11 protein-coding genes are annotated in these 12,989 nt (G+C 24.9%); 7 read left to right on the top strand and 4 right to left on the bottom strand.

Annotated features, from left to right (window positions below):
* Nucleotides 1-38: 38 nt before the first annotated feature.
* Nucleotides 39-548 carry a hypothetical protein gene (locus ACJA22_RS01475; protein WP_406617364.1) on the bottom strand — a complete coding sequence of 170 codons (510 nt, stop codon included), beginning with the start codon at nucleotides 546-548 and terminating at the stop codon, nucleotides 39-41.
* Nucleotides 549-550: 2 nt separating this feature from the next.
* Nucleotides 551-1,915: an FAD-dependent oxidoreductase gene (locus ACJA22_RS01470; RefSeq protein WP_406617363.1), complete on the bottom strand. Its 1,365-nt coding sequence runs from the start codon at nucleotides 1,913-1,915 to the stop codon at nucleotides 551-553.
* A 153-nt stretch (nucleotides 1,916-2,068) separates the two neighbouring features.
* On the opposite strand from ACJA22_RS01470, the gene ACJA22_RS01465 reads away from it, so the two are divergent.
* Together ACJA22_RS01465 and ACJA22_RS01460 are read left to right on the top strand one after the other, a co-directional pair.
* A complete protein-coding gene (locus ACJA22_RS01465; protein WP_406617362.1) occupies nucleotides 2,069-4,141 on the top strand; it encodes an MYPU_1760 family metalloprotease in 2,073 nt (690 codons plus the stop codon).
* Complete coding sequence (locus ACJA22_RS01460) at nucleotides 4,134-4,748, top strand: DUF402 domain-containing protein (RefSeq protein WP_406617361.1); 615 nt, start codon at nucleotides 4,134-4,136, stop codon at nucleotides 4,746-4,748. The genes ACJA22_RS01465 and ACJA22_RS01460 overlap by 8 nt, the downstream gene beginning before the upstream one ends.
* A gap of 222 nt (nucleotides 4,749-4,970) precedes the next feature.
* Here the strand turns inward: ACJA22_RS01460 and ACJA22_RS01455 are convergent, their stop codons facing one another.
* Nucleotides 4,971-6,623 (bottom strand): IS1634 family transposase, encoded by a 1,653-nt coding sequence (locus tag ACJA22_RS01455; protein ID WP_406616757.1) that lies wholly within the window; start codon nucleotides 6,621-6,623, stop codon nucleotides 4,971-4,973.
* Nucleotides 6,624-6,976: 353 nt separating this feature from the next.
* Between ACJA22_RS01455 and ACJA22_RS01450 the strand changes: the two genes are divergently transcribed.
* Together ACJA22_RS01450 and ACJA22_RS01445 are read left to right on the top strand one after the other, a co-directional pair.
* Complete coding sequence (locus ACJA22_RS01450) at nucleotides 6,977-8,740, top strand: glycosyltransferase (protein ID WP_406617360.1); 1,764 nt, start codon at nucleotides 6,977-6,979, stop codon at nucleotides 8,738-8,740.
* Nucleotides 8,741-9,027: 287 nt separating this feature from the next.
* Nucleotides 9,028-10,782: a hypothetical protein gene (locus tag ACJA22_RS01445; protein ID WP_406617359.1), complete on the top strand. Its 1,755-nt coding sequence runs from the start codon at nucleotides 9,028-9,030 to the stop codon at nucleotides 10,780-10,782.
* Nucleotides 10,783-10,909: 127 nt separating this feature from the next.
* Here ACJA22_RS01445 and ACJA22_RS01440 read toward each other — a convergent pair whose 3' ends face one another.
* The gene (locus ACJA22_RS01440; RefSeq protein ID WP_406617358.1) at nucleotides 10,910-11,065 is read right to left on the bottom strand and encodes a hypothetical protein; all 156 of its coding nucleotides are present in this window, start codon (nucleotides 11,063-11,065) and stop codon (nucleotides 10,910-10,912) included.
* A gap of 232 nt (nucleotides 11,066-11,297) precedes the next feature.
* Between ACJA22_RS01440 and ACJA22_RS01435 the strand changes: the two genes are divergently transcribed.
* The 3 genes from ACJA22_RS01435 to ACJA22_RS01425 all read left to right on the top strand — a co-directional run bounded on the left by ACJA22_RS01435 (nucleotide 11,298) and on the right by ACJA22_RS01425 (nucleotide 12,928).
* Entirely contained in the window at nucleotides 11,298-11,714 is a 417-nt protein-coding gene (locus ACJA22_RS01435) for a hypothetical protein (protein WP_406617357.1), read from the top strand.
* A gap of 99 nt (nucleotides 11,715-11,813) precedes the next feature.
* Complete coding sequence (locus ACJA22_RS01430) at nucleotides 11,814-12,182, top strand: hypothetical protein (protein ID WP_406617356.1); 369 nt, start codon at nucleotides 11,814-11,816, stop codon at nucleotides 12,180-12,182.
* Complete coding sequence (locus ACJA22_RS01425; RefSeq protein ID WP_406617355.1) at nucleotides 12,143-12,928, top strand: hypothetical protein; 786 nt, start codon at nucleotides 12,143-12,145, stop codon at nucleotides 12,926-12,928. Before ACJA22_RS01430 ends, ACJA22_RS01425 begins: the two co-directional genes overlap by 40 nt.
* Nucleotides 12,929-12,989: the final 61 nt, after the last annotated feature.

Here is a 12,989-nt window from a genome sequence, read left to right as displayed (position 1 = left end):
TGTAAGCAATTAAATTTATGATTATTCTTAAAATATTGTTAATTTGTGTTATTTATTTCATGTTTGTTTTCATTTTCTAAATCTTCAACTTCTTTTGTTTTACTTTCTTGTTCCATGATTCTTTTAACTTCTTCTTGTAATTTTAATTCTAAAGCTTCGCTTTCTTTAATGTTGTAATCGGCTTCAGTTAATTCTTCTTTATCTATCTTAACTAAAAATTTTCTATATTTATTTAATGAATAAATACAAATTGAAAAAAGATAAATTCCTTGTCAAATTGATTGTTTGTAAGCTAAAACTTGAGCATTCTTATGAACTTTTAAAAAGAAGACAATATATGGAATTATTAAAACAATAAAGATTGAAGCTAGTGTACCTGTTATTCCAAGTCAGATTGATTTTTGATTATTATTCTTGATAAAAGCAACAACCATTCCTATAACACCTGCTATAAAAAGAATTTCAATTGTGATTAAAGTTGCAAGAATAGCAATTAATTTTGTACTTCTTTGGTATTTAACTTTGTTTTCTTCAATGTTAAAATGCATAATTAATATTTATAATCAATTCCTAATGCTTTTAAAATTGGAACTAGCACAAAATTAAATGGTTTATTAAAGTGAGGTAAGAAGTATACGTCGCTCAATGCAATTTGATCTAATGTTAAACCTTGTTGAATTGCCATTGCTAACATGTAAATGGTTTCAGTATGAATGTTTTTGCCTCATGAACCAATTTGAGCACCTAATAATTTTTTAGTTTTATCATCATAAACTATTTCGCAAGCTACTTTTTCAGCATCATGCATAAATTCTGGTTTATCATAATCTTCAAAATAAATGCTCTTAGCATTTTTAAAATTATGTTCTATAGCACTTTCTAATGTAAAACCAGTTGAAGCATAATGACAATCAAAAGCATTAATTGCATTAGTGCCTACAACACCTGGGAATGGTACATTAGCACCAGCTATACTTAAGGCAGCAACTACACCAGTTTTAACAGCGTTAGTTGCTAAAGCAATATAATCATAGTCATTTGTTAAATTGCTTTTTAAGGCACAAGCATCACCTAAAGCATAAACATCATTATTCGAAATGCTTTGTTGGAACTTGTTAACTTTAATAGCTCCATTTGGTAATTTATCAACATCAATTATGTCTGTTCTAGGTTTAAAACCAACACACATAATTACTAAGTCAGCGGCATATTCACCTTTATCAGTAACTACTGATGAAACATCTTTACCGTTCTTACTTTTAAGTTCTACAACTTTTTCGTTTAAGGCTAATTTAATGCCGTTTTCAACCATTTTTGTTTCTAAAATTTGTGTAAAAGGTTTGTCAAAATAATTACCAATTACACGGTCTTTTATATCAATTAAAGTAACTTTTTTACCTTTATGTCTAAATGCTTCAGCTAACTCAGTACCTATATAGCCAGCACCTACAACAGCAACACTTTTAATATTTTTATTGTTAGCATATTCAACTAATGCTTGAGCATGTTGATATAACTTTGAAAGCACAACATTGTTATATTCAATCCCTTTAATTTTAGGTTCAATAGGTCATGTTCCTCCTGCAAAAACTAATTTATCATATGTATCTGTAAATGTCTTGCCAGTAGCATTATCTTTCACTGTTACTTCTTTTTTAAGGGTATCAACCTTAATAACTTCATGATTGGTTTTTAAATTCACATGATAATCATTTTCTAAAATTTCTGGTGATGAATAAAATAATCCATCAGGTTGTTTCATTTCACCACTAACTCATACAGCTATACCACAACCTAAAAATGATACGTTAGTGTTACGATCATAAGCAGTAATTTGAACATCTGGATTAACAGTTTTTAATGTTCTTATAAATGATGTACCTGCATGATTAGCACCTATAACTATTATTTTCATATTTCCTCCAAGATAAATTTAATACATCTATTATTTTAATATATTATTAGTTTAATTATTAATATTAGTATGTATAATAAAAGTGCAAGAGATATATAAATATCTTGATTAAAATATAAATTTATTTAAATTTTAAGAAAAGAGAACAACGGTATGATTCCACCTAAAAATACTAAGAAACGGGGTCGCAAAAATCTTACATGATTAATCATTCTTGGAATAGTTTTTCTTGTAATGCTTTTATTTGTAGGAATTGGGGTAGGGCTTTTCTTCTTCATGAAGCAAGTTAGTCCATTAAGCACCAATGATGATATTTCAAAGCCTATAACCAATACATCAGAACAAAAAAGTAAAATCAAAATTGCTGGTCCAAAAGAAAATGATTATGTTGATCCAAAATATTTTAAGAGCACAAACAAACTACTTAATGACGCTAATTGACTAGATGAGAGTAATTTCAAAAGAGTAGGCGATAGACTGATTTATACTGATCCTATTAACCATATTAAATTTATTGATAATGCTTATGGGACAGATGAGGACACTAGATTTTTCCTTGATAAAACAGGACTAGCATTATTAGCGCATGAATTTTATGAAAAAGTTACATTTGGTCCAGAAATTATTTCATTAAAGAGCATCAATATAAACGATTTTTCAGTAATTGATAATAGTTCAGCTGGATTATATTTACCACAAGTTAATACTATTTATTTAAACGGTTTTTATTTAGCTGAAAAACATTATCCAACAAGAAATAAAGTTATCTTTTTAATGGAGGCTTTATTCCATGAATATCAACACCATTGAGCAACTAGCTATGCTTCATATGGTTCAAAAAACCAAAATGACCCAAATACGATTTATTACAAATATCGTGTAAAGTTTAATGAAAAAGCTAGCCTTGAACCATGAAATAAAAACTTTGTTGAAGGTTATAAAAATAGCTTACACTATGATTTTAATTATTTAAGACAAAATTACGAGCCTTTTAAAGATTCAATTACAAGAGAACTTTCATTAAATGATATTTTTGAATATGCTAATTCAACTGAAGCATCAAAATCTTTCTCAATCTATAATAAATTGACCAAGATAAAAGGTGTCACATTTAGACCAAATAATAAATGAATTCAATATACAAATATTGACTACTCGATGAATGTTGATAGCATGCCTTATTTCTATTCAATGGCTGAATTAGTGCCTCGTGAATGACAAAAATTTACTTATGTTCCTTATTATATTCAAGGTGTAACAAAGAAAAATTATGAAACTGAACAAGTTCAAAAATTTATAAAAGAAAATAATTATTATAATTTTGCATTACCTCTTGAAATCACACACGACGTTAATTATGAATCAAAAAGACAAAAATGAACTATAAGCCAAAATTATTATGGAAACATAATTAAAAATGGATATGATCAATTGACATTATTCTCAGCATATGCTAATGATTGAGGCAGAACTGCGCAAAATGGATCGCTTTTTAAAATAGGCGATGATGATAAAACTATTTTTGAATTAAATAAAGAAGCTTCAAGCTACGCTTATCCAAATTCAGTGTGAGGCTTAAACTATAATTATCGAGACAAAAACTATCGAGCAGTATCTAGAGAATTTGAAGATACACATCACGAATTTTACCAAAAGTTCCTTGAAACAATGTTTTACGGAAAACCATTTGCTCAAATTAAATCAGAAATTGCCTTCTTTAATGTAAATTTTGTCTATGCTAAAGAATTAAATAATTATCAATTTACAGGCTACTTACCAAGCAATGATTTTAAATATTTAGTTTATTATACACACGATAACAAAGTCAAAATGACACCATTATCGTATGTAAATTATTACAACTATAACGTTAAAAATTCATACGCTTCTGGCATTAGAGATTTAAGTCCAGAAATGCTTAATGATATATTAAATACTAAATATAAAAACAAATATTATGCATACTATACTAAGTTCATTAATAGTAATGAAATCAATCCAAATAAACCTCTTTACTTCTTTAAAGGAGATTTAAATAATAACGGAAAACACGATGATAATGAAGTGTGAAAAGACTTCAATGAAAACGATTTACCTGATTACAGATATTTAATTAGTAGCGATTACCTATACTATAAATTAAGTGATTTCAGAACAAAACGTTTAATTTTGGATAACGGCAATATTAAACTTGTGAAATTTGACCAAGAGGTACAAAATGAATAATAAAAGAACTGATATTTTTCCATTAGCTGGATCTATTATAAATGTCCAAGCTTATAAATATAATGGATCATTATACCGTCAATGAAATGGAGTTAAAGTACTTCGTAATACTCCGAAACATTATGTTTTATTAATAAATAAAACCAAAGTTTCTGAAAAATTTAAAAGTGATTGAGCTTATAAAGAACCTGTAATTTGATTTATGCCAAAGCATAGTATGTATAACGGTTTAGTGCTTCTTAAACCTAAGCAAAATTATTTATATATTAATATTTCTTCAAAACCTTTTTATGAAGATAATACTATTAAGTTTATAGATTTTGACTTAGATGTTAAGTATTATCCTCATTCTGGAATTAATGTAGTTGATGCTGATGAATTTAAAACTAATTCTGAACTTTATCATTATCCTAAAAATGTTAAAAATATGGTTTGGGATGCAGTTAATGAAGTAATTCAAAAATATGAAAGAGGCGAATATTTCTTTAATGATTTAGTAATTGATTATTACATTGATATAAGTAGAAAAGACCGCTCATTGCCATATAATTTTAGAATAGAACCTAAAAGAAGAGTATATAAGAAGAAAAGATACAAAAATAAATAAAGGATTATTATCGCGCGATAATAATTTTTTATATCATGATAGTTTCCAACTTTTACAATGTAATTTTTTCAAAAACCTTATTTAAAAGTAAAATAAGGAAATTTGACGGTTTTGAATTCCAGCTGCAAATTACATAAAATTAACTTTATTTACTCCCGAGTTTCCAACTTTTACAATGTAATTTTTAACAACTCATCTGTTTGATGAGTTGTTTTTAATAATTTAAAATTTTAATTCATTTAAAATTCTTAAATATGTTTGATAATCTTGAATTGCTTGATTATTGTTGTCGTTAATAATATATTCTTCACTTTCAATTTTTCCGTCAATAATCTTGCATGTTTTGATTGTTTCTTTTATTACATCTTGTAATTTTTTGATTGTGATTTTTTCATCTACAACACCGAGTTCTTTCAAACCTTTGTTTAAATAATAAATAACAAAATTTAATAAAACAAGAGATAAGAAGCAAAGTACGAAATGACCTTCAATATGCTTTTCACTTCATACATAAATAGGTCTTACAGCTAAAGCACTTTTTAAAGCTCTAAAGTTTGATTCTATTTGTCATTGTTTTGAATATAAATTCACAATTTCTTCAGGTGATAAATCAAATCTAGAGGTTTCATAAGCATAATATCCGTCAAACTTTTCATCTTCGATAATTTTGTCATAGTTAAGTTTGTAATAACCTTTACCACCAACTTTTTCGAAGAATTTAAACTTCTTTTGACCGAACATTACTTGATCATGAACTAGTCCGTCTTTATCTTGTCTTTTAATAAAATTATCGATTAAAATTTGTCTATCATTTTTATCTTTTAATGCTCTTTTTTTACTATATGTTACTACCAATCTTCTCTTGTGTCCGTTTGCTCTTCTATTCTTTCAAAACGAATAAAAAGTAGTTTCTTTATATTTAAAATTATTGTCTCCAAAATAGCCGGATTCATCTATTGCAAAGGTCTTTCGGTCATTTGAAGCCGCTTTTAATCTATAAGATAAAATGTAATCAATATCGTTATCTTCTAAGAATCTTATGTTTCTATTTGTACTCATTCCTCTATCAGCAATGAGTGTTACTTTGTTTAATTCATATTGTGATTTTATATTCAAAATAAAATTAATAAATGTTGATGCATCAGCAGTGTTCCCTTTGAATAATTTATAGTGAATTGGAATGCCGTTTTCATCTGTTGCTAAACCTAAAACAATTTGATCTTCTTTGAATTTTCCATCTTTAGAATAACCTGGATATCTCAATCCTTCTCTTACAAAACTTTCAAAATATACCGTTGAAGAGTCGTATCAAATAATATCTATTTTTCTATTTTTATCTTTGATCAATGTATCGTTAACACTCTTTAAAATGTTATTTTTATTTTCAGCTAAATAGTCTAAAGTATTATAAAATGTCGTCTTTTCAACTTCTAAATTTATATTGAATTTGTCTTTATTTTTAAAGGATGAAAGCATGCTACCCGGATTTACAATTCTATTTGAAATCATATATTTTAATAAATCATTTAAATACTTGGATTTTGATACTTTAGCATCTTTAAAAGGATTTAATTTTTCTAAGAAACTGTATAACAAATCATATCCATAATTGAACTGTTTTGTTTCAATTTTAACCTTGCTTATATCTAACTCTAATTGTCTAATTATCATATTTCTATCTCAATCAGTATTGTAGTTTTGAGATAGTTTTTTAATTTTTTCTACTGGATCAGAACAATATTTTTCTCATTTTTCAACTGTACCGATACCGATAGATTTCTTATAACCTTTGCCAAATCCTCCTGAAAGTGCTAAAGATAAGTAAGTAGAGTTCTTATTTTTTCTTGAAATTAATAGTCATTTGTCTTTTTTCATATCTTTATTATACCACAAATTACAATGTAATTATGTAAAAAAATAACTTTTTTTATTTATATATAAATAACACTGAAAAAAGTAATAAAAAAGAGCTCCAACTTGGAAACTCAGGATAAACAATCATTTTTGATGTGTGCAGCGCAATTAGGCACATATACTATTACAAAAATATTTATAATTTTTGCGCAGATAATGAGTAATATGCATCTAACGATTAATTTTATGTTGATTTAAAAGCCTAACATTTACAATGTTATATTTTTGTGCTAAAATTAATATTATATTTATCATTTTGCATTTGTGAAGCATTATGAAAGATATGAATATTAATAAAAATAAAAAAGGAGTTTATGAAAAATAGTAAAAAATTAACAAAAAGTTCAGTTTTTTATTGAATGTTAATTTTAATGTGATTAGCCTTAGATGCTTCTTTCATTTATTATTTTGTAACATCAATAACGAAACTAAGTTTAAATAAACAAGATCCTTTTGGAAATGCAATTGATCCAAATAGTCTTCCAAGAATTGTGGCTGCGATAATATTTTTAGTTCTTAATGCAATTTTCTTATTGTTTTTTTGATTAAATGGTATCAAGGACTTTTTATATGTAGCCGTTTATTATCTTTTTAGAAGATTATTATTTAAAAAATATAAAAAAGTTTTAAACACAGATGTAAGTAAAGTTAACGATAGAGTTCTTTTAGTATATTGCTGTGCTAATGATATTGTTGAAAGTTCATTAGAAAAGTGTATTCAACAAAAATATAAAAACTTTGATGTAGTAATTCTAGATGATTCGACTGATGAAGAAGAAAAACTAAAAGTAGATAATTTCGTTAAGTCTCATCCAAATATTAATATTAAAGCTATAAGACGTGATAATCGTATTGGTTTTAAAGCAGGTAATTTAAATAACTATTTACAATCAGAAGATTGCAAAAGTAAAAATTATAAATTTTTTGTTATTTTAGACTCAGATGAAATCATTCCAAAGAATTTTATAACTTCTTCTTTAAAATATTTTTATGCCTATGAAAATATTGGAATCGTTCAAGCTAACCATATTGCTACTAACAACAGAAACTTCTTTATGAATCTATTTCATATAGGTGTTAATTCTCACTGACCAGTATATCAAACAATGAAACATAGATTAGGTTTTTCTTCTATGCTTGGACACGGAGCTATGATTGCAAGTGAATGTTATTATAAGCTTGAAAATGGATTTCCTCCAATGGTTGCTGAAGATTTATGTATTAGTATTGAACTTAGAAACTATGGGTACTATGTAGCCTTTGCACCTGAAATTATTTGTCAAGAAGAATATCCTGTAGACTACATAGCTTTCAAAAAAAGACACTCAAAATGAACTCAAGGTAATCTTGAATTTATCAAAAACTTTTCATCTAAAATTTTTAAATCAAAAATGAAATGGTTTGAAAAGTTAGATATTATATTATTTACGTATAACTTACCATTAACTGCTATATTTAGTTTTTATATTTTAATAAATCTTGTTATTTTACCAGTTATTGGGGTTTCTTTGGGAAGTATATATCCAACATGATTTATAATTCCAACCGTTATTTTCTTTTTCTCACCAATGGTAAATGATTTTATTTATTGAATGTTTAGAATAAACTTCTTTAAATTTATATTACACTTTCCACTAGTATTTATTCTTTATGGATCAATGTTCTTAACATCACTAATATCTGCTATTTTAGGTATTTTTGGTAAAAAAGCGAAATTTATTATTACACCTAAAACATCTTACAAATTTAAATTCTTAGATATGTTTAAATTTGAATGGAAAGAGATATTATTCTCATTATTTTTAATTGGCATTTCATTAATTAACTTTAAAAATATTTGACCTATTGCTTTATTGGCTATTTCGGCGTTTTTATCTATAATATTAATTTACTTAAGTAATAGTCAATATAATCAAATTAAAACCTCATATATCGATTATAAAACCTCAAGAATATCAGCTCTTAGGATACAAAAAATCTTCCAAAAAACATGCGGATATGATTTAAAACTAAATGAAGAATTTAATTTTGAAAAAATTAATTGAAAAACATTTTTAAAACAAAATTCTCAAATATAACTTTTAATTTTATCTATCGAAATACATTTTTATTAAGTATTAATTTATCCTTAAACAAAACTCCGGCATTAAAATATGCTGGTTTTTTATTTATTTTTGACGGAATAAATGCATAATGATTAACTACATAAGAAAATAATGTTAAATTGGGTAAATAAACGTAATAACATTACAAAAAAATTAAAATTTTTCAATGATTTTCATCAACTTAATTCGTGAAAAAAACTATTTTGATTAAAAAATTAAAAATTAGTCATTCATTAATATTATTATATAATATTAATGTTATGAAAAGAAAATTAATGTTATTAAGCACAAGCATTGCTTGTCCAATTTTAATATCATCATCATGTGTTAGAAATGAAAATGATGATAAAAAAACTAACAATCCAGAAATAAATAGACAAAAAAATAAAATTGAAAATTTGATAACAACAAATTTAAAATACAATAAAGAAACATCAAATATTTACAGCAATCAAGCTACTAAAGAAAATATAAACATACATATTGCTGATGAACCTACATTAGTTTGTGATACTTTTAATGTAGAGATATTAGAACCTCAAAAGATTAAAATTACATTTGATATAAAAGACACAAACACAAATATAAAATCAGATATTCATGAAATTATTATGATAAATTTTAAGGTACCTGTTACCTTTGAAAATGACCATAATACCAATAAAAATAAAAATATTGTTGAAGTTGCAAATAATGCTGATTTAAACCTATTTTATAACCTTTATGGACAAAGTATATACAATAATTTTATTAGAATGTCTATGCTTGTTAAGGGAGATGTTTTATTTGGTATAAACGATAACGGTTTATTTGTATCTAACCAAAAATTACTAAATCAAGAAAAATGATTAGATTACCAAAAGAACTATAAAATAAATCCAGGATTAAATTCTAGAATGGTGTCTTTACCTCCAGAAGCTCGCGGTAAAGATGATGATAAATTTACTGCTATACCTTATTGAAAGAAAGTTATTATCGAAAATCCAGATAAAAAGATTAATATTTGATGTAGAACAGGTATTTCTCAAGACCAATATTTTGAATTATCAAAATACAAGAATGTGATTATAAACTTTGTTGAAGAAAATCCTGATAGATTCCATTACTGAAAAAATAGTGTAGATAAAATGATTGAAGAACATCAACAAAAAACAAATAAATCGATTAAAGATACAAAATTCAATAAGAAATCAGAGTTACCAAAAAGCTACTTTAATTGTTTATTATATGCAAATGTTGTAAACAAATTTAACTACTGATGATCAGTTGATGAATCATATGAATACTTTAAAAATAATGGTTTTAAGAATCATTTATTATTTAGTGGTGTTGATGAAAATGGCAAAGCTAAAAATTATGATTTAACCAATGAAATTTTTAATGTTAGAGATAAAAACAAAAAACGTTTATTCTCTAAATGATGACCAGAAATAAGTGGATATAATTGAGAATTACAAAGAGATATAGTTGATGAAGTAATGAATAATTCTAAACTAAAAGAAAAAGTATTAATTTTAGGAGACTTAACTCCAAAACAATGAGACCTAGTTATAACCGCCTTTGAAAAATACAAAGATAAATATGAATTCTTTTATAAAGGACACCCAGGTCATATTGAAGTTCCAAAATATATAGATACCGATATCAATGTTGCTGGAAATAAGAGATATTATAATTATCTTGAAAATAAATACAAAACATTTACAATGCCTAAAGGTAGAAAAATAACTATTTTAAATCCTCAAATAATTTCTGAAGAATTAACTACTTACCATGTTAAAGATGAAGTTGATGAAAACGGAAAAGTTAAAAAAGGATTAAAATTTGAAAAGTTTGTACCAGTAAGAATTTTTTCAAACGCATTATATGGTTTAAATAATGGATATAACAATTATAAAGAAGATATCTTATTAGCTTTTGATGATCAAGATAATTTCGCAGATTTTTCAGTTAATGACACACCTTTAAGACAAGCATTTTTAGAATGATTTGAGAAAAATCTTAAACAACAATAAAAAAACTAGTAAATAGATTTCATTCCATTCATACAAATAAAGATAAAAAGAGACATTTTCATTAGAAAGTGTCTTTTTAATTTAGTAATAATAATTAATTGAACTTTTATTAATTTATGAATATTATCTAACTTTTTTCATTAACTTTTTCTATGTATTTTGAAATATCACTCAAGGAAATTCCTAAGCATTTTAAAATCTCTTTTTGTTCATTAGATAGTGAGTACTTTCTCATATATGAAGCTTGAACTTTTGTTAATTGAATCTTTCTTAATTCATCCATAATTGTATTAAATGTTTCTGGTGGATGATTTTCTAAAAATGATTTACATTTATATAAGATAAAGTTTCTAACGATTAATGATAAAAATGTAATAAATGTTTTAGCTTCAAGCCCATTATCGTATTCATCAAAATTATTGTTTAACTGTGAATAATTTTTAATTTCTGAAAATGCTTTTTCTGTATTATTCTTGTTTTTGTATATTTCATAAATTTCTTGAGCAGTTTTTTCAATGTTCTATGAAGATAAGAAAGTTAAAATTCCTTCAGGATGTAAATTATCAAAACGACAAAATTTTACATATGTCCAATTAGTTATTGATCATACATATGTTCCTGTTAAAAGATATTATCTTGATAAGAAAGTATGTATTGGAAGAGTAATTAATGATGATACCGATTATATGAATCCTAATGATAAATATTTTGTTTATTTTAAAGATTCAAATATTGAAACAACAGAAAAAAATCAAAAATTCTCAGATACTATTTCAATAGGACAATCACTTACATTTGAACATATTTTTAAAGTGTTGAATATAGGAAAAATCTTAAAAAATATATTTTATGAGAGAACAAAGTTAGTTGAAGCATTAAGCTGTTTTTATGCTAATTCAAATAGCTTTGCATGAGAAGATTTTATAAATTAATCATTTGATAATTTTGCAGATATAGACAAAAATGAAATAACAAGTTCACTATCTAATTTTGTTAATAAAGAAATAACAGAAAAAGAGATAAATGAATTTTTGAACGAATGATGTTTTGAAGTTCAAGATATCTTAAAAATTAAAACAAAAGATGTTTACTCAAATACTGACCTGAATAATATAAATAGACAGTCTAATTACATTTATAATCCTTCTTTTAATATTGGTGTAATCAATGACCAAACAACTGGAATTCCGCTATTGTATGAAACATATTATGGATTAATTAATGAACAAATTGAATACATTTCCTTAATTGAAAAAGCAAAACAATATAATTTTCAAAATCCTTGTTTAGTTATAGAGAAAGATTTTTTGACTATAGAGACTTTAGATTTTATTGACGAAAATGACTATAAACTGTGATTATGGTTCAAAATTGAAATGATAATCTTCAAAAACTTTTAGATAATAATAAAGAAGAAATAACATTTAATTCAGATTATTTAATTGGCAATCAAAATTTATACGGTAAGCATTTTAAGTCTAAAATCTTTAGCAATAAAAACGCAACATATAATGTTTATTTATTTTTCAGCATAGATAAAAGAGATGAAATTGTTTCATACTACAACAAGGTCTACACATCATACAGAAACCAATTAAAAAACATTAAAAATATAAATAATAAAGAAATCAATAACTATAAAAAATATTTAGATTTTGAATGCGATTCAAAAGGAAATATCTTGTCTATTAAAATTAACATAGAAAGTTATCAAAAAGCAATTCAAAATGTTGGATACTTCGTGGTTATTTCAAACATTGAAAAAACTGCTCAAGAAATTTATGAAATATACAAAAACAAGAATAATACAGAAAAAGCATTTTCAGAAATTAAAAATTATTCACAGTTAAACAATAATTTTGATGAATACGATAATGGGCTTGAAGCTAAAACATTTATTACATTTTTATCATTAATCGTTAGAAACTTTATCTTATATAAATGTAAATCATTTTTAGAAAATCATCCACCAGAAACATTTAATACAATTATGGATGAATTAAGAAAGATTCAATTAACAAAAGTTCAAGCTTCATATATGAGAAAGTACTCACTATCTAATGAACAAAAAGAGATTTTAAAATGCTTAGGAATTTCCTTGAGTGATATTTCAAAATACATAGAAAAAGTTAATGAAAAAAGTTAGATAATATTCATAAATTAATAAAAGTTCAATTAATTATTATTACTAAATTAAAAAGACACTT

It is taken from the genome of Mycoplasmopsis adleri (assembly GCF_045276205.1).
Taxonomy (GTDB): domain Bacteria; phylum Bacillota_I; class Bacilli_A; order Mycoplasmatales; family Metamycoplasmataceae; genus Mycoplasmopsis; species Mycoplasmopsis adleri.
Note: the sequence above shows the minus strand (reverse complement) of the source record. Positions and strands in the feature narration are given on the sequence as shown.